At 29.6% G+C, this 19,128-nt stretch carries 13 protein-coding genes, 2 tRNA genes, 1 rRNA gene, 1 pseudogene and 3 other annotated features; all 17 genes and pseudogenes read right to left on the reverse strand.

Features of this window, described 5'->3' with window-relative positions; translation table 11 throughout:
• Window positions 1-416 precede the first annotated feature (416 nt).
• Window positions 417-1,022, reverse strand: a complete 606-nt coding sequence (locus tag BN8917_RS13805) for a deoxynucleoside kinase (RefSeq protein ID WP_066869978.1) — start codon at window positions 1,020-1,022, stop codon at window positions 417-419.
• A 38-nt stretch (window positions 1,023-1,060) separates the two neighbouring features.
• A complete protein-coding gene (locus BN8917_RS13810; protein ID WP_066875343.1) occupies window positions 1,061-1,678 on the reverse strand; it encodes a deoxynucleoside kinase in 618 nt (205 codons plus the stop codon).
• Window positions 1,679-1,785: 107 nt separating this feature from the next.
• Window positions 1,786-2,160, reverse strand: a pseudogene (locus tag BN8917_RS13815) (GNAT family N-acetyltransferase); the annotation flags it as partial.
• 490 nt (window positions 2,161-2,650) lie between these two features.
• A complete protein-coding gene (locus BN8917_RS13820) occupies window positions 2,651-4,210 on the reverse strand; it encodes an AbgT family transporter (protein ID WP_066875308.1) in 1,560 nt (519 codons plus the stop codon).
• Between the two features lie 277 nt (window positions 4,211-4,487).
• On the reverse strand, window positions 4,488-4,955 hold the full coding sequence (locus BN8917_RS13825) for a VanZ family protein (RefSeq protein WP_066875309.1): 468 nt from the start codon (window positions 4,953-4,955) through the stop codon (window positions 4,488-4,490).
• 86 nt (window positions 4,956-5,041) lie between these two features.
• Window positions 5,042-6,148 (reverse strand): glucose-1-phosphate adenylyltransferase subunit GlgD, encoded by a 1,107-nt coding sequence (gene glgD, locus BN8917_RS13830; RefSeq protein WP_066875311.1) that lies wholly within the window; start codon window positions 6,146-6,148, stop codon window positions 5,042-5,044.
• A 20-nt stretch (window positions 6,149-6,168) separates the two neighbouring features.
• Window positions 6,169-7,314, reverse strand: a complete 1,146-nt coding sequence (locus BN8917_RS13835; RefSeq protein WP_066875313.1) for a glucose-1-phosphate adenylyltransferase — start codon at window positions 7,312-7,314, stop codon at window positions 6,169-6,171.
• Window positions 7,315-7,366: 52 nt separating this feature from the next.
• Window positions 7,367-7,810, reverse strand: coding sequence for a hypothetical protein (locus BN8917_RS13840; protein ID WP_066875315.1), 444 nt, complete (start codon window positions 7,808-7,810; stop codon window positions 7,367-7,369).
• A 155-nt stretch (window positions 7,811-7,965) separates the two neighbouring features.
• On the reverse strand, window positions 7,966-9,801 hold the full coding sequence (locus BN8917_RS13845; protein ID WP_066875317.1) for a glycoside hydrolase family 13 protein: 1,836 nt from the start codon (window positions 9,799-9,801) through the stop codon (window positions 7,966-7,968).
• 39 nt (window positions 9,802-9,840) lie between these two features.
• A complete protein-coding gene (locus tag BN8917_RS13850; RefSeq protein WP_066875319.1) occupies window positions 9,841-12,276 on the reverse strand; it encodes a glycogen/starch/alpha-glucan phosphorylase in 2,436 nt (811 codons plus the stop codon).
• Window positions 12,277-12,306: 30 nt separating this feature from the next.
• Window positions 12,307-13,743, reverse strand: a complete 1,437-nt coding sequence (glgA, locus tag BN8917_RS13855; RefSeq protein ID WP_066875321.1) for a glycogen synthase GlgA — start codon at window positions 13,741-13,743, stop codon at window positions 12,307-12,309.
• Window positions 13,744-15,666 (reverse strand): 1,4-alpha-glucan branching protein GlgB, encoded by a 1,923-nt coding sequence (glgB, locus tag BN8917_RS13860; protein WP_066875324.1) that lies wholly within the window; start codon window positions 15,664-15,666, stop codon window positions 13,744-13,746. It lies immediately after the preceding gene.
• Window positions 15,667-15,869: 203 nt separating this feature from the next.
• Window positions 15,870-16,028: a hypothetical protein gene (locus BN8917_RS14540; RefSeq protein WP_187117200.1), complete on the reverse strand. Its 159-nt coding sequence runs from the start codon at window positions 16,026-16,028 to the stop codon at window positions 15,870-15,872.
• 133 nt (window positions 16,029-16,161) lie between these two features.
• Window positions 16,162-17,511, reverse strand: coding sequence for an APC family permease (locus tag BN8917_RS13865; RefSeq protein ID WP_066875326.1), 1,350 nt, complete (start codon window positions 17,509-17,511; stop codon window positions 16,162-16,164).
• A 536-nt stretch (window positions 17,512-18,047) separates the two neighbouring features.
• Window positions 18,048-18,123, reverse strand: a tRNA-Ala gene (locus tag BN8917_RS13870).
• A 5-nt stretch (window positions 18,124-18,128) separates the two neighbouring features.
• Window positions 18,129-18,205 (reverse strand) — tRNA-Ile (locus BN8917_RS13875).
• A 5-nt stretch (window positions 18,206-18,210) separates the two neighbouring features.
• Window positions 18,211-18,328, reverse strand: a 5S ribosomal RNA gene (gene rrf / locus BN8917_RS13880).
• A gap of 65 nt (window positions 18,329-18,393) precedes the next feature.
• Window positions 18,394-18,655: a sequence feature (23S ribosomal RNA rRNA prediction is too short), on the reverse strand.
• A gap of 19 nt (window positions 18,656-18,674) precedes the next feature.
• Window positions 18,675-18,834, reverse strand: a sequence feature (23S ribosomal RNA rRNA prediction is too short).
• A gap of 19 nt (window positions 18,835-18,853) precedes the next feature.
• Window positions 18,854-19,022: a sequence feature (23S ribosomal RNA rRNA prediction is too short), on the reverse strand.
• Window positions 19,023-19,128 lie beyond the last annotated feature (106 nt).

The following is a 19,128-nucleotide window of genomic DNA, read 5'->3' on the forward strand; positions in this document are numbered from 1 at the left end:
CTTGATATTTTTCTTTTTCTATACCTGATACACTAGGCTAGATAGATATATTTTATCTCTTCTCCATTAGTATATTATGATATTTCACTATATATAATTAAATACTCTCTCCTTTTAACTATCTATTAATTATCTATATTCATATAACTATCCCCCTGTTAATACACTCTTAATTACTCTATAATTATTTTCTTTCCAATTAACATTTTTATAAAACTCCTACTAAATAATATATACATAAATTAATAATTTTACTTTCACTTTATAAAATACTTAATAATATGTAATCTTTAATTATATATTTAAAATAATAACTCTATAATTACTATTTATAATATATACTCTGATGTTAAGCTATTTAATGTATAAAAAAAGAACTATCTCTTAGGTAGATAGTTCTTTTTTGTAATAGAGCTTTAATTTATCTCTGCTAACTTTTCATCTATTAATGCTAATACTTTCTTTTGATCTTCTATATTATTTTCAAAATCTAAGTTATCAACATTTATTTTTAATATAGGAGAAAGATTATAATCATCAAAGTATGATTTATATTGCTTATTTAATTCTTCCCAATATTCTCTTTCTACTACTTGTTCATAATCTCTTCCTCTTTTTTTAATTCTTCTCATAGCTTCATCTACTGATACTTCTAAATATATCATTAACTTAGGAGTCTTAATATGATTTACCATATTCTCTAAAAGTTCTTCATATAGTGCAAACTCTTCTTTTGTCATATCTCCACTTTCACATAACATTTTTGCGAATATTGCATCTCCATATATACTTCTATCTAATATACATCCTTCTATTTTTGAAGCTTCTTTTAAATGCTTAAATCTACTATTTAAGAAGAATACTTGTGATGGAAATGCATATCTTGCTCTATCATAGTAGAACTTAGGTAGAATAGGATTATCTACTACCGGTTCTGCAAATTCTTTTAAATCCCCTCGTTTTGCTAATATACTCATTAGAGTACTTTTTCCTACTCCTACAACGCCATCTATTACTATCATTAAGCATACTCCTTTTCTTAAGTTATATATGTAAACTTCTATTTATTGTTTGCAGCATCTATTTCTGCAAGTTTTGCGTCTATTAATGCTAAAACTTGATTTCTGTGTTCTTCAACATTTTCAAAGTCTAAGCCATCTACATTTATCTTTAATATTGGTGATATATCATAAGCTTCAAAATATGTTTTGTATTCATTATTTAATTCTTCCCAGTAAGCTCTTTCAACTACTTGTTCATAGTCTCTTCCTCTTTTTTTGATTCTTCTCATAGCTTCATCTACTGATACTTCTAAGTAAACCATAAGTTTTGGAGCTTTAACATGTTCTAACATATTTTCTAAAAGTTCTTTGTATAGTTCATATTCTTCTACACTCATTTCACCTTTATCACAAAGCATTTTAGCAAATATAACATCTCCATATATACTTCTATCTAAAACACATCCATCAATAGCTGATGCTTCTTTTATATGCTTAAATCTTTTATTTAAGAAAAATACTTGTAATGGGAATGCATATCTTGCTCTATCATAATAGAACTTTTCTAAGATTGGGTTATCTACTACCGGTTCTGCAAAAGCTGTTAACCCTCTCTCTGCTAATATATTCATTAATGTACTTTTACCTACTCCTACTACTCCATCTACTACTATCATTGGCCAATTTCCTCCTCTGTCTATTTTGCCTAATAATTCTTTATAAGTTTCTAATTTTGTTTTTATTATTGTTGAAGACACTATTTTATTCCTCCTTAAATACAATTTTAAGCTATTCTATAAAATGTAATGTGATCTCTCCACTGCCCATTTATAAATAAATACTTACGATTTATTCCTACCTCTTCAAATCCACATGCTTTTAAAACACATTTTGATCTTTCATTATCTAAAAGTGTAGATGCTTCTATTCTATGTAGTCCCATAGTATCAAAGGCATAATCACAAATTAACTTTAGTGCTTCTTTCATATATCCTTTACCTTGTTGATTCTTATCTATTCCATATCCTACAAAAGCACTCTTAAATACTCCGTAAACTATATTTGAAAGTTTTATCTTACCTATTAGCTTATTATCTTTAAATATCCCCATATCTAAACTTGTACCATTTAAATATTGTCTATAACTTTCAAGTAATATATTTNTGTTAAGCAACTTCTACATATTATCATTTTTAAAATAATCTGTCAATACTTTTTTGAAATTTATTTTCAAAATTTCATGTTGTTATTTTAAAAAGTTTGTCATTTGAACTTCGCACTTGCTGTGTTCCCCTGACAACGTATTAAATTGTATCATATAGGTATAGTTACTCTGCATTTTAATAATATATTTTTTTACTATTTCACCTATCTTTCTTTATTTTATTTAAAAATACTCCTTTTTTTAAATATTGATACACAAGGTTCTGTTTTTCTTTTTAAACAATAAAATTATATAGTTTCACTTAATATATATACACTTTTTAAAGCTTTTTTCATTAAATAAAAAAATAATATCAAAAATCTTTTTATAAGTATATATATTAAGTGAATGGCTTATTAATATAATACTCCACTAAAAATTAATCTTTATATAAATGGATTAAATAAAAAGGAGCTATCGAATTTTCGATAACTCCTAAAAATAATTATATTCCTATTACCCCTGAAGGTCCAAGAGGTAAACCAAATATCATCCATACTATTAATAATAATGACCATCCTATTAATAAAGCTAAAGAATAGGGTAGCATTGTTGATATCATAGTTCCTATACCTGATTTCTCATCATACTTTTCTGCAAATGAAACTATTAAAGCAAAGTATGTCATAAGCGGAGAGATTATATTTGTTGTTGAATCTCCTATTCTATATGCCATTTGAGTAAATTCTGGTGCAAATCCCATTTGCATAAGCATTGGAATAAATATTGGTGCCATTATAGCCCATTTAGCTGAAGCTGAACCCATAAATAAGTTTATGAATGCTGTTACTAATATAAATCCTATTATTAAAGGTATTCCTGTTATATTAGCTCCTTTTAAGAAATCAGCACCTTTTACAGCTATGATTGTTCCAACATTTGACTCAGCGAAGAATTTAACAAATTGTGATGCTACAAATACAAGTACTATATATGAACCCATTGAAGACATACTTCTACCCATTTCATGAACAACGTCTTTATCACTCTTTATTTTTCCTGCTCCTATTCCATATGCAACTCCAAGAGCTAAGAAAACTAAAGCTATTATTATTACTATTGAATTCATTAATGGAGAATGATCTATTAGTGAACCTGTTTCTGCATTTCTAAGTATAGCATTAGAAGGTACTGTTAAAATTCCTAGAATTATTGCTACTATTATTGCAGCTATACCTGTAAATCTAAGTCCTCTTTTTTCTGAATCACTCATTCCATCTACTTTTTCTACTTTTTCTTCACCTTTGTATTCACCTAATCTAGGTTCTACTATTTTTTCTGTTACAAATGTACCAATTATAGTTATAAGTATTGTTGATGCTATTAAGAACCACCAGTTATCTGTTACTCCAACACTTCTTGTTACATCTTGCATCTTAGCTGCTTCTGTTGATATACCTGCAAGTAATGCATCTGTAGGCCCAAACATAAAGTTTGCACTAAATCCACCTGATACCCCTGCAAAAGCTGCTGAAAGACCTGCCATTGGATGTCTTCCCATACTAAGGAATACTATTGCTCCAAGTGGTACTAATACAACATATCCAGCATCTGATGCTATGCTTGATAAAACACCTGCTAATACAACAACTACTGTTATTAATCTTTTTGGTGTACTTATAACTAATTTTCTAAGTACAGCCCCTATAAGTCCTGTTCCTTCTGCAACTCCAACTCCAAGCATGGCTACTAAAACTGTTCCAAGTGGTGCAAAGCTTGTAAAGTTTGTTACTGAAGACTCAAACATAAATACTATACCTTCTCTAGTTAAAAGACTTTTTACTGTAGTAGTCATTTTAGTTATTTCATTTGTAGCTCTATCAAGCCCTTCATATGTAACTGAAACACCCATCCTAGCCATTATATCTGATGCAATTATTATGATTGCACATAAAATTACAAATATAGTAGCTGGGTGTGGTAAAGCATTTCCTACTCTTTCAATAAAATTAAGAATACCTTTTTTCTTTTTAACTTCTGCAACACTACCTTGATTTTTACTCATTATTATCCCCCCTCAAATACAAACTTAATAATCTATCACTTTATAAAATAATTAATTAACCTATTATTTATAATAATATTATTTTATTATTAGTTTTTTATTTATCTGATTATTAGTTTATATATTTAAAATTATTTCTTTTCACTTATAAATACACTTATGTTCCCCCAACAAATACATATGTATTTAAATTAAAAACATTTTACCATAATTATTTTATTATGTCACTATATTACATGCAAAAATAATTTTTTTTTAATAAATAAAAGGAGTTATCTTAAAAAGATAGCTCCTTTTCATTTTTATATTTAAAATAATATTTTATTTTTATCAACAATGAAGCAAGTATGGCACCTGAAGTATCTACAAGAACATCAGTAAATTGTCCAGACCTACCTGGAACAAAGGTTTGATGAAATTCATCAGTACAGGCATATAAAAATACTCCTATTATTGAAAATAGAATTGCTTTATTCTTATTTTCAAAATTTTCTTTTAAAACATTAAATAATAAAATACAAAGTATTGCATATTCAGTAATATGAGCTCCTTTTCTTATTATGACAGAAGCAAATTCACCAAATTTATTAGATAAATTAATACCTAAAATATTCAATATATTCATTACAAAATTACTTTGCTTTGTTGATTCATTCCCATCCCTGGAAGACATATAAAATATAAATATCATCCAAATAACTACTAATATTAAATTAAAAACCCTCTTCTTATTTTTAAGATTCATACCTTGTCCCCTTAAGCTATAAATTTCCAAATTTAATTATACTAAAGCTTATTATTATTTAAAAGTATTTATAGCTTAAGTTAACTCTATATTAAATAAGATTTCTTTATAACTAAAGGTACTTCTTTATCTCCTATTAGTTTTTTATCATCTACAATTGTAACACCCTTATCAGTAATTGCATTTTCCATTTCTACATTATCTCCAATTTTACTATTTTGGAATATTACACAATTTTTTAGTACTGTTCCCTCACCTATATAAACTCTTCTTGAGATTATACAGTTTTCAACTTTTCCTTCTATATAGCATCCATTAGCTACTATAGAATTTTTGACTTCACTTTTCTCTCCATACATAGTAGGTGATTCATCTTTAGTCTTTGTATAAATACAATTATTGTCTCTAAATAACTCATTAGTTACTTCTCTATCTAATAGCTCATTACTAAATTTATAATAACTTTCTAATGAATTTATACACTTTAAATATCCTTTAAACTCATAAGCATTAACATTCAAATTATCTAAATTATATTTTATATAATCTTTAACTTTTCTATTATGACCATTTTTAATACAATCATGAACTATATCTATAAAAAGATCTGTTCTCATAAGGAACATTTCCATACTTATGCTAGCTTCTTTATCTGAACCTATATTCTTTCCAATGCTTAAAACTTTCCCTTCTTCTGATAAGTTTAAAACATCACAGTCGATAAAGTTATGCTTAGCTTCCTTAGTATTTTTATATACTACAGTTATATCGTTTAAATTATTTTTATGATAATCCATAACCTTATTAAAGTCTATATTAGCTATCATATATGAAGGAGCTAATAAAACATATTCTTTTCTACTAAGTTTTAGAAACTCTAAATTATTACAAAAACTATGAACATCATCATAAGAAGGATCATCATCACAAAAATTAAAAACTCTAAGTCCATCTCTTTTTCTATTTAAATCCCAAGGACGACCATTTAATAAATGATCCATTAATGATCTTGATTTATTTTTAGTAAATATTCCTATATTTTCTATTCCTGAATTAGTCATATTGGATAATATAAAATCAACTACTCTATATCTTCCTGCTATTGGTACAGCTGCAAGTGGTCTACTTTCAACTAATTCTTTCATTCTATTTTCATTTTCATCTAAATTTATTATTCCCACACAGTTTTTCAAGTTTTGATTCCCCCCTTTTCTTATTCTACTACTGTTCCTTCTTTTATTTCTTCCTTTGATGCTATAACAGCTATTTTATCCTTATTTCCAACCATTACTTCTTTTTCTAAAACAACACCACTACCTATTATTGCTTTTTCAACTTTACTATACATACTTACTTTTGTATTAGGCATTATAACTGAATTTTTAACTACTGCACCTTTTTCAACCTTAACACCTTGGAATAGTATTGAATTTTCAACTATTCCATCTACCTGACATCCTTCAACAACTAAAGAATTAGTTACTTTGGCTTCTTTCCCAATATATTGAGGAGGCGCTATAGGATTTACTGAATATATTCTCCATTCATCATCATAAAGTCCAAGTTCACAATCTTTTTTTAGAAGGTCCATATTTGCTTCCCAAAGACTTTCTATTGTTCCAACATCCTTCCAGTATCCTTTAAATGGATAAGCAAACATTTTTTCACCAGCATTAAGCATATTAGGTATTATGTTCTTTCCAAAGTCATTACTTGAGCTATCATCTCTTTCATCTTCTTTCAAATATTCCTTTAATATTTTCCAATTAAATATATATATTCCCATTGAAGCTTTATTGCTCTTTGCATGCTCTGGCTTTTCTTCAAATTCATATATTGATAAATCTTCATTTGTATTCATTATTCCAAACCTACTTGTTTCCTCCATAGGAACTTCTAGAACTGCTATTGTTGCTGTTGCTCCTTTTTCTTTATGAAATTCTAACATTTTCTCATAATCCATCTTGTATATATGGTCACCTGATAATATAAGTATATATTCTGGATCATAACTATCTACATAAGGTATATTTTGATATATTGCATTAGCAGTACCTCTATACCAATCCCCACCTTTTTCTCCTTGATAAGGTGGAAGTATTGAAACTCCTCCATTTCTTCTATCAAGATCCCATGTATCTCCTATTCCTATATGTGTGTGTAATTCCATTGGTTGATATTGTGTAAGTACCCCTACTGTATATATACCAGAATTTGAACAATTACTAAGTGGAAAATCTATAATTCTATACTTTCCTCCAAATGGAACTGCTGGTTTGGCTAATTTCTTAGTTAAAACTCCTAACCTTGATCCTTGTCCCCCTGCTAGAATCATTGCTACGATTTCTTTTTTATTCATAAAATTTGCTTATCCCCCTTTTATACCTGTAGTAACGTATATCCTACTCTAATTAATGTTGATCTGTAAGAAATTTAGTTATATATGCTAAAGATTCTTCCGATAAATTTTGACCATTCTCAAGATCTTCTACCTTTGTTTCTAAATTCATCATTCGCTTATCTATCATATAGACAATCTCTTTAACTTCATTTAACAATCTATCTGTATAAGAGATTTGTATACCATCATCATCAATATATACCCTTTCTGGAGGATTACCACATTCTAAACATTTTGCATAAATTTCGTCTGTATCTATATCTTTAAAAACCTTAAAAACATCTGATTTACAAACTGAACAATTAGATAATAATGTAAAACTATGATGCCTAAAATCAAAACTATAATCACTATTACACTCAGTACAAGTTATAGTTAACTTATTTTCTTTTGAACTTACTCTAAAACTATTTCCTGTGCATCCTTCTTTTTTACAAACCACAGTTCTTATCATATTAATCACCTCCTAAATGATAATTATGTTTTAATAATCAATAAAATTACTAATATAGATTTTTTTTATTATAAATCCTATAAAAAAAGAATTTGTACAATATAGAAATTAAATTGTACAAATTCCATATAAATTTTATATATTCAAGAAGAGGATTATATATTCATAAGAATTTTAATTTGTCCTGGATTTAAAGTTATACTAAGTCCTTCTTTATTAAAATAATACCTTTCATAAGGATTAAGAAAATTTTTATAATTACCTTGTATATCACTTATTTTAACAAAGTATTCTTCATCTAATGAGGAATTAGTAAATACTAAAACTCTTTTATCCCCTATATATCTTTCAAAACAAAATACATTCGAATTTACTTGATGTATTCTAAACTCACCTTTTCTTATTACCTCTTCTGACTCTCGTATAGAGCTTATCTCTCTATACCAATTTTGTATTTCAATATTCTGATTCCTCCAAGGAAATGTTTTTCTATTGTCTGGATCCTTTCCACCTGTAAGTCCAACTTCATCCCCATAATATATTAAAGGAACTCCTGGAAGAAGCATTTGAATAGCTACTGCAATTTTTAATTTCTTTATACTATTATCAAAAGTAGTTAATATTCTTTCAGTATCATGGTTACCTAAGATATTCATATTTGAATAAAAACTTTCCCTCGGATAGTTTTCATAGATATTCATTATCTTTTTACCTAGATAATTTGCATCTATTTCTCCTTTAACAAATGATATTATTGCACTTCTTATGGGATAATTAGTAACTGAATCAAGTTCACTTCCAAATAAATATTCTCTCTTTTCTGAATAACTTACTTTATTTGAAGCATCTTCCCATACTTCTCCTATTAAAACATTATCTTTATTAATATCATTCATCTTACTCTTAACCATTTTAATAAACTGATCTGGTAACTCATCTGCCACATCTAGTCTCCAGCCACTTGCACCAAGCTTCATCCATTTAGCTATTATAGAATTCTCAGATTTTATAATATAATCAACATATGTCTCATTTAATTCATTAACATTAGGTTGATTCTCCATTCCCCACCAACATTCATACTTATCAGGATAGTTATAAAATCTATACCAATTATAATATGGAGATTTTGTTGATTGGGTAGCTCCTATAGTTTCGTAATTACCATATCTATTAAAATATTTACTATCATCACCTGTATGACTAAATACTCCATCTAGAATTATTTTCATTCCTAACTTATTGGCTTTTTGACAAAGCTCTTTAAAATCTTCCTCATCCCCAAACATTTCATCAATCTTCTCATAATCACCCGTATCATACTTGTGACAGCTAGGTGACTCAAATATAGGATTTAAATATATTACAGTTGTTCCAAGACTTTTTATATAAGGTAATCTATCTATAACTCCTCTTAAATTACCGCCATAAAAATCCCACTTTATAATTTTTCCACTCTTATCTCTTATATATAAAGGGTCATCATCCCAATTTGAATATATAAAGCTATTATGCTTTGGATTATTTATATGATAGTCCTTATTTCCATTACAAAATCTATCAACAAATATTTGATATATTATCCCCCCTTTATACCAGTCTGGAACTTTAAAGTCATTATATACTGTTATTTGATAAGGCTTTGGATTATCTTCATAAACTTGTCCTTTCCCACCAAGGCCTTCTAAGTTATTTCCATAAAATAATTTTTCATCATTTTTTATAATAGTAAAATGATAATTTATAAGCCCTAATTTATCTTTTGTATCTATAAAAGCCTTATAGAAATTTTTCTTCCAGCTACTTTTTTCATTATCTCTTTCCATAAATATTGTTTCTTTTGTTCCATCAAATTTAAAAACCTCTAACAATACTTCCGCATCATGCTCAAGTTCTATACCTATTTTTACTTTTTGCCCTTTCTTTACAGCACCGAAAGGATTTCTATAAAACTTATTTTGAGAATTGTGAATCATATAAAACTTATTCATATAGTTCATTTCCTTTCATCAAAATAGTTCATTTTATCTTTATAAATTTTTATACATTATATTTGAACCCCAGATTCCTGTAGCATATTCTGATATTGTTCTATCTGATGAGAATATTCCTGAATGAGCAATATTTACTGCACACATCTTTTGCCACTTATGAATATCTCTATAAATAGTATCTATCCTATTACTTGCATTAATATAAGATTCAAAATCCTTAAGAACAAAGAACTCATCATTATAAGTGATTAAATTTTCATAAATATTACTAAATCTATTTATATCACTTGTATATTTTCCATTACTAAGATCATCAATAACTCTAGTTATACTCTGATCATTGTTGTAATAATCATATGAATGATAGCCACCATTTTTATAATAATGCCTTATTTCCTCTTCACTCATACCAAAAATTATAATATTGTCTTCCCCAACCTCATCCTTAATTTCAACATTTGCTCCATCTAAAGTAGCTATAGTTATAGCTCCATTCATCATAAATTTCATATTAGAAGTTCCTGATGCTTCCTTAGTCGTTGTTGAAATCTGTTCACTAACGTCAGTAGCAGGTATTATTTTCTCTGCTAATGAAACTCTATAATTTTCTAAAAAGACAACTTTTATTTTATCTTTCACCCTAGGATCATTATTTATTTTTTCTCCAATAGTATTTATAAGTTCTATTATATTTTTAGCTAAATGATAAGCTGGTGCTGCCTTTCCTCCGAAGATAAATGTTCTTGGAACAATATCTAAACTAGGATTATCAATAATTTTATTATATAAATCCATTATCCTAAAACAGTTTAATACCTGTCTCTTATAAGCATGAATTCTCTTAACATGCACATCAAAAATTGAATTTGGATCAACTATTATACCTTTTGTATCATTTATAAACTTCGCAAGTTTAATCTTATTATTTAACTTAATTTGAGATAATCTTTCATGAACATAATAATTATCTGAATACTTTTCAAACTCCTGCATATCAGTAGGATGTTTTATAAATGAACTTCCTATTGTCTCTTCAAGTAAATTTGTAAGCTCTGGGTTTGATTTTAAAAGCCATCTTCTATGAGTTATACCATTTGTCTTATTATTAAACTTATTAGGATATAAATAATAAAAATCACTCATTTCCTCTTTTTTTAATATTTCAGTATGAAGTTTCGCAACTCCATTTACACTATGACTACCAACTACACAAAGATGAGCCATTCTAACATAACCATCACCTATAATAGCCATCCTAGAAATCTTATCCCATTGTCCTATATACTTACTCCAAAGTTCAGCACAAAATCTTTCATTTATTTCTTCTACTATCATATAAATTCTAGGTAAAAGCTTCTTAAACAAATCTATTGGCCACTTTTCAAGAGCTTCTGATAAAATAGTATGATTTGTATATGCAATTGTATTATTAGTAATTCTCCAAGCTTCATCCCAAGAAAGGTTCTCTTCATCAATAAGAATTCTCATAAGTTCTGGTATAGCAAGTGCAGGATGAGTATCATTAATATGAAAAGCTATTTTCTCATCTAAATTTTTTATATTACCACCATGCTTTTTAAAATGTCTAATAATACTTTGAATTCCTGCTGATACAAAAAAATATTCTTGCTTAAGTCTTAAAATCTTCCCTTCATCAAAAGAATCATCTGGATATAAAACATGTGATATAGCTTCTACTGAGTTTTTATACTCTATTGCCTTTAAAAATTCTCCTCTATTAAAAGAAGAAAAATCAAATTCATTTGAAACTGTCTCAGCACTCCAAAGTCTTAAGGTATTAACTACATCATTTTTATAACCTACAATAGGAGTATCATATGGTATTCCTAAAACAGGTTCATAATTAATATGTGTATATACAACTCTATCTTTTATATTTTCAACTTTTACTTCTCCACCAAACTTTACAATCTCAGCTTTATCAGATTTTCTAGCCTCCCAGATATTTGCCTCCCTTAACCAAGTATCTGGAGCTTCAACCTGACTATTATTTATTATCTTCTGTTCAAAAAATCCATATTTATATCTTATTCCACAACCATGTCCTGGTATATTTAAAGATGCCATAGAGTCTAAAAAGCAGGCTGCAAGTCTACCAAGGCCCCCATTTCCAAGACCTTGATCCTGTTCAAACTCTTCAAGCTCATCTAAATCTATCTCAAGCTCTGCTAAAGCTTCTTTGCAAATATCTTTTATTCCAAGATTTAAAAGTGCATCTCCAAGCAATCTTCCCATTAAAAATTCCATAGAAAAATAATATACTTGTTTTGCTTCCACCTTGTTATAATACTTATTTGTATCTAGCCATGTTTTTGCAACATAATCCCTAATTAAACTACCTAATGCTTCATACTTATACAAATTATTAGATTCACTAAGTTCCTCCCCATATAGTTCTAAGAATTTTTGCTTATAATCATTTTTAAATGTTTCCTTTTCTATAGCTAGCATTAAATTCCTCCTAAAATTGCTAAATAAGCTCTAATAGGCTATTCTTTCATAAAGATTCTTATAAACCTTTGCTGACTTTTCCCAACTATTTTCTGAAGTCATAGCACTTTTAATTAAAGTACTCCATTCATCTTTTCTTTGAAAGGTTTTTATAGCCTCTTCAATAGTATTTATTAATTCTTGTGCACTATAATTGGCAAAACTAAAACCATTTCCTGTTATATCATATTTATTATAAGGGTATATTGTGTCTTTTAATCCACCTGTTTCTCTAACTATCGGCACAGTTCCATACCTTAAGGCAATTAATTGCCCAAGTCCACATGGTTCAAAGGCTGATGGCATAAGAAACATGTCAGAGCCTGCATAGATTTTATGAGCAAGAGCGTTATCAAAACAAATATTTACTGATACCTTATCACTATACTTATATTTAAGTCCTCTGAAATGCTCCTCATATCCATAATCTCCTGTTCCCAAAATAACAAACTGAATATCTTGCCTTAAAAGTCTATCAGCTATATTTACTATAAGGTCTATACCTTTTTGATTTGTTAATCTAGATACTATTGAAATTATTGGTACATCAGATCTTATTGCAAGACCTAATTCCCTTTGTAAATCAATTTTATTCAACTTCTTGTCTGAAAATGACTTTATAGAGTACTTACATGCAATATATTCATCAGTTTCTGGATTATATTCATCATAATCTATACCATTCACTATTCCCTCAAGATCATTTTCTCTAACTCTAAGCACACCATCTAAATTTTCACCATACCACGGAGTCTTAATTTCTTCTGCATAAGTTTTACTAACAGTAGTAATCTTATCGCAATAATTAAGACCTGCCTTCATAAAACTAGCAGCTCCATAAAGCTCCATATTACCATTATTAAATTGCTCTAAATCATAAGAGAAAAGTTCTGGTAAAATATTAGGGTCAAAATTACCTTGGAATAATAAATTATGAATTGAGAAAACAGTCTTTATATTACTATAAAAACCATCACTATGATGAATATACTCAAGTTTATGAAGAGCTGGAATCATTCCACATTGCCAGTCATTACAATTCACTACATCTGGGCACCAATCAATTTCTCTTAAAGTTTCAAGAACAGCTCTATCAAAATATGCAAATCTTTCACCATCATCTATATATCCATAAAGTCCATCTCTCTTAAAATAGTACTCATTATCTACAAAATAATAAGTAACATTTCCATACTTTAACTCAAAGATTCCACAATGCTGTTTTCTCCAACCTACATTTACACAAAAACTCTTTACAAATCTCATATCACTAAGATATTCTTTTTTAATATTCTTATATTTTGGAACTATTACTCTAACATCATCTCCAAGTTCTGCTAAACTTTTAGGTAATGCCCCCATAACATCACCAAGTCCTCCTGTTTTTATAAATGGATGTGCCTCTGACGCTACAAATAAAATCTTCATTTATTTCTCCTCCTTATTTTTTATACCTAAAACTAAAGTTGCCATTGGTGGAACTTTAATATTTAATGAATATGGCTGATTATGATACTCTATATCTTCAGCTTCTAAAGTATCTTCAATAATCTTACCTGAACCACCATATTTCAATTCATCTGAATTAAATACTTGAACATACTCAGTTAAAAATGGTACTCCTATCTTATAATCTTCATAATAATTTGTTGTAAAATTACACACAAAAATTAAACTATCTTTTTCTGGTTTATCTGCCTTTCTCATAAATATAAATATACTTTGCTCTGCATTATTTGCATCAATCCATGAAAAACCTTCTCCTATATGGTCATTTTTCCATAAGGCTTCATTATCTTTATAAAAATTATTAAGCTCTTTATAAAAAAGTTTAGTACTATCATGCATAGGATAAGAAAGTAGCTTCCATTCAAGTTGCTCATATTCTCTCCATTCTATAAACTGTCCTATCTCTGCTCCCATAAAATTAAGCTTTTTCCCAGGATGTCCTATCATTCTTGAAGCGAAAAGTCTAAGACCAGCAAATTTTGTCCAATAATCTCCAGGCATCTTATCTAAAAGTGACTTCTTTCCATGAACAACTTCATCATGTGAAATAGGTAAGATAAAATTCTCTGAATAGTTATACATCATAGAAAAAGTCATTTTATTATGATGATACTTTCTATAAATCGGATCAAGCTCACAATATTCTAAAGTATCATTCATCCATCCCATATCCCACTTAAAATTAAAGCCAAGACCTCCCTCTTCAATTGGATGAGAAACCTTTTCCCATGCTGTTGATTCCTCTGCTGCCATAATCACTCCAGGAAATTCACTAAAAATTGTTTCATTTAAAATTTTAAGAAATTCTACAGAATCTATATTATTGTCTGACCCATCCTCATTAAACTTCCACTCATTTTTCTCTCTTCCATAATTTAAATACAACATATTAGCTACAGCATCAACACGAAGTCCATCAAAATGGAATTCTCTTAGCCAATAAAGAGCATTAGAAATTAAGAAACTTCTAACCTCTTGCCTTCCAAGATCAAAATTACAAGTCCCCCAGCCCTTATTTTCAGCCTTCCACCCTTCTGCATATTCATAAGTTGCACTACCATCAAATTTATAAAGTCCATGTTCATCTTTACAGAAATGTCCTGGAACCCAATCTAAAATAACTCCTATATTATACCTATGAAATTCATCAACAAGCTCCCTAAGTCCATTTGCATTACCATATCTACTAGTAGGTGCATAAAATCCAGTAACCTGATACCCCCAAGAACTATCTAGTGGATGTTCCATAACTGGCATAATTTCAACATGAGTATATCCCATCTCCCTTACATACTTAGGAAGAATATGCTTAATTTCTCTATAAGTTAAAAATTCTTCTTTATTAGTCTCTTCATTAAATTTAGTTCTCCAAGAACCTAAATGAAGCTCGTATATATTAACAGGTCTTTCTTTTATATTTACTTGATCTCTTTTACTAATCCATTTTCTATCCTTCCACTTATATCTATTTGGATTAACAACAACAGAGGCAGTATTGGGTCTCAATTCTCCAGCTCTAGCATAAGGATCTGCTTTATAAACAATTTTGTCATAAACCTTACTTTTAATGGCAAACTTATACTTTGTCGCTGCTTTAACTCCTGGCAAAAATATAGACCATATTCCCATATCACTAATTCTTAAAAGTTTATATTGTTTTTCTACATTCCAGTTACTAAAATCACCAACTACAAATACTTCTTCTGCATTTGGTGCCCAAGTAGTAAATCTAACTCCTTTTCTCCCCTCTTCACTCTTTATATGTGCTCCCATGAAATCATAGCAATTATAATGCCTTCCCTCATGAAATAAATAAATATCTAAATCATTAAACTTACTCAAAAATACTTCCCCCTATATTAAACAAATAAAAACTAACCAATATCTCTCTAGTTTTTATATATTTTTTCATAAAACTATTTTTTATCCTTAAAAATTATTTAAGCTTTTAAATTTTTAGTCTGCTTTTAAAATATTACGTTAATCTACTAATAAAAATGACTAATAAAAAAAAGAACTTAGAATTTTATTCTAAGTTCTTTTTACTATTTGTTAGTGTCTTCAGATTTTTTTGAATTAATCTCTTCCTCTAGCTTTTTAATTTCTTCATCTAAGGTATAAGAGTTTTGACCAGCTAAAATTAGTTTTCTCTTTTTTAGCTTAAGCTCAACTAGTTCATCCTCTAGCTTCTTCAAATTAAACATCTTAATACACTCCTCATTTTAAAACAAACTAAAAGCAATTGCTTTAGCTTTTATATGTTCACACAACAATTATTTTTTACTATATAGATATTATATAATAAACTAACATTATTAGTACACATAATTTTATATTTTAAAATTCTTCATCTAAAACATTTTCATTTTTAAGTCCACCCTTTATTCTCATATATGAATATACAGGAACTCCAAGCATCATTAATATAAATCCATACATAACTGTTATTGCTCCAGATGATATAATTCCCCAAATACAAAAGACAAATGCTATTAATGCCCTAATAACAAGTAGACTATAATTCTTAACACTAGCTCTTCTCTTTCCTTTAGCCATAAGTATTATTTCTGCAATTGCTGTAAAAGCATAAACAGGTAAATAACTTAAAGTTGCTAAAAGAACTATAAAACTATACGCACCTGAAAGTCCTGAAGTAAAGTTCATAACTAAAATTATATTAACAAGAACTCCTCCAATAATAAGTGAAACATGAGGTGTTCCATACTTAGGATGAATTTTTGAAAATGCTTTTGGAAAGACTCCATCTTCTCCAGCAGCTTGGCTAACTCTCGCAGTTGATAAAAGCCAACCAAGAGCAGTTCCAAATACACTGATAGCGATAAATACACTAATAAATGAAAGATTTCCTACCTTTAAAACTTTAGATATAATATCACTAATAGGAGCTGTACTATTTGCAAGCTGTGTTTGATTCATAGCACCCATAGCAGCAAAACTTATAACAATATATAAACCTGCACTTATTAACATGCCAAAAATAGTACTTAATTTAATATTTCTTTCTGGATTTTTTATTTCTCCACCTGTAACTGAAGCAGTTTCTAATCCCATAAATGCCCATAAAGTAATTCCTGCTGCAATTGGAATTGTACCGATTCCTTTACCTTGTGGGAACATAGGTGTAAGATTCGCTGAATTAAATCCCATAAATGCAATTATAATAAATGCTCCAAATAATATAATTTTAAAAACTGTAAGTGCAGTTGTAATACTTCCAACAAACTTTGTCCCTCTTATATTTATAAGAGTACATATCCATAATATTGCTGAAGAAAATAGGAATGAAATCAAATGATTATCTACAAGAATAGGAAATACAGCTCCTAAATAAGTTGTAATAACAACAAACATAGAAGCATTACCTATCCATGTTCCATTCCAATAAAGCCAAGCTGACATAAATCCACCAAAACTTCCATATGCCATTCTTGAATATTCATAAATTCCACCATTCTTAGGAATCTTAGATCCTAAATTAGCAAATGTAAGAGCTAAAATTAAAGCCCCTATTCCAGTTAAAACCCATGCTATAAGAGTGGCACCTGGTCCAGCAACTCCTGCAAGTGTTGCTGGTAACATCAAAATCCCTGCTCCAACCATATTACTTATAACTAGAGCTGTGGCCATAAAAAGCCCCATTTCTTTTTTAAATTCTTTTTTAGCCAAAATACTTAACTATCACTAAACTTATATAAATAAAAGTATACTATAAATTCCAAAACCTATTAAGTAAGTGATAGCCTCCTCCCTTCTATAAGTTATTTTAAATCTAACTCACACTTATATACTTATTGTTTCCTCTAACTCTACTCTTATGATTAGTAAATATAATATTTAAATAAAATAAACCTTATCTTATCTAATAGTAAATATCTAAAACTAATTTAATATAACTTGTAAAGTAAAATAAAACTTTTAATATCAATAAAATATTTTGTCGTTAAAGTTACTATATTAATTATACAGAATTTTAAGGCTAAAACAAGTTATATATGTATAAAAATAAATAATTATTAAAAATTTATTATATTTATGCATACATAATTTTAATAGAAAATAAATTATCGATAATTATAAGATAGCTATAAATAAATATTATAAAATTAAAAAGTAGGTAATTATTTTAAATTACCTACTTTTTATAATTTTCACACATTTATTTATATAAAATAAAAAAACTATGAACTTAGTTCATAGTTTTATGGTGGAGGTAAGGAGATTCGAACTCCTGACCCCTTGCGTGCAAGGCAAGTGCTCTCCCAACTGAGCTATACCCCCAAAAATGGTGGACCTTCGGGGACTCGAACCCAGGGCCTACCGGTTATGAGCCGGTTGCTCTAACCAACTGAGCTAAAGGTCCATATGACCTGGCAACCACCTACTCTCCCACACAGCTACCCGTGCAGTACCATCGGCCTCTAAAAGCTTAACCTTCGTGTTCGGAATGGGAACGGGTGTTACCTTAAAGAGCATCATCACCAGATTTTTGAGAAATTATTCTCTAAAAATTACACATATATATTTGCCTTTTTCTTTTTGGTCAAGCCCTCGTTCTATTAGTATCAGTCAGCTAAACATGTTACCATGCGTACACCTCTGACCTATCAACCTCCTGTTCTCGAAGGGAACTTACTAGCTTACGCTATGGGAAATCTCATCTTGAGGGGGGCTTCATACTTAGATGCTTTCAGTATTTATCCCTTCCCGACTTAGCTACCCAGCTATGCTCTTGGCAGAACAACTGGTGCACCAGAGGTCAGTCCATCCCGGTCCTCTCGTACTAAGGACAGCTCCTCTCAAATTTCCTACGCCCGCGACGGATAGGGACCGAACTGTCTCACGACGTTCTGAACCCAGCTCGCGTGCCGCTTTAATGGGCGAACAGCCCAACCCTTGGGACCTACTTCAGCCCCAGGATGCGACGAGCCGACATCGAGGTGCCAAACCTCCCCGTCGATGTGAACTCTTGGGGGAGATCAGCCTGTTATCCCCGAGGTAGCTTTTATCCGTTGAGCGATGGCCCTCCCACGAGGTACCACCGGATCACTAAGCCCGACTTTCGTCCCTGCTCGACCTGTATGTCTCGCAGTCAGGCTCCCTTATGCCTTTGCACTCTACGAACGATTTCCGACCGTTCTGAGGGAACCTTTGGGCGCCTCCGTTACTTTTTAGGAGGCGACCGCCCCAGTCAAACTGCCCACCTAACAATGTCCTGTGACCAGATTCATGGCCGCCAGTTAGAACTTCAGTAATGTCAGGGTGGTATCCCAAGGACGACTCCAC

The sequence above is a fragment of the Clostridium mediterraneense genome (assembly GCF_900091705.1).
Lineage (GTDB): Bacteria > Bacillota > Clostridia > Clostridiales > Clostridiaceae > Sarcina > Sarcina mediterraneense.

Excerpts from the sequence above, each read along its gene's own strand:
- BN8917_RS13825 (WP_066875309.1), bottom strand. The coding sequence starts at position 4,955 with ATGAATCTTAAAAATAAGAAGAGGGTTTTTAATTTAATATTAGTAGTT.
- BN8917_RS13835 (WP_066875313.1), bottom strand. The coding sequence starts at position 7,314 with ATGAATAAAAAAGAAATCGTAGCAATGATTCTAGCAGGGGGACAAGGA.
- BN8917_RS13810 (WP_066875343.1), bottom strand. The coding sequence starts at position 1,678 with ATGATAGTAGTAGATGGAGTAGTAGGAGTAGGTAAAAGTACATTAATG.
- BN8917_RS13850 (WP_066875319.1), bottom strand. The coding sequence starts at position 12,276 with ATGCTAGCTATAGAAAAGGAAACATTTAAAAATGATTATAAGCAAAAA.
- BN8917_RS13820 (WP_066875308.1), bottom strand. The coding sequence starts at position 4,210 with ATGAGTAAAAATCAAGGTAGTGTTGCAGAAGTTAAAAAGAAAAAAGGT.
- BN8917_RS13845 (WP_066875317.1), bottom strand. The coding sequence starts at position 9,801 with ATGAATAAGTTTTATATGATTCACAATTCTCAAAATAAGTTTTATAGA.
- BN8917_RS13840 (WP_066875315.1), bottom strand. The coding sequence starts at position 7,810 with ATGATAAGAACTGTGGTTTGTAAAAAAGAAGGATGCACAGGAAATAGT.
- BN8917_RS13805 (WP_066869978.1), bottom strand. The coding sequence starts at position 1,022 with ATGATAGTAATAGATGGCGTTGTAGGAGTAGGAAAAAGTACTCTAATG.
- glgA (WP_066875321.1), bottom strand. The coding sequence starts at position 13,743 with ATGAAGATTTTATTTGTAGCGTCAGAGGCACATCCATTTATAAAAACA.
- BN8917_RS14540 (WP_187117200.1), bottom strand. The coding sequence starts at position 16,028 with ATGTTTAATTTGAAGAAGCTAGAGGATGAACTAGTTGAGCTTAAGCTA.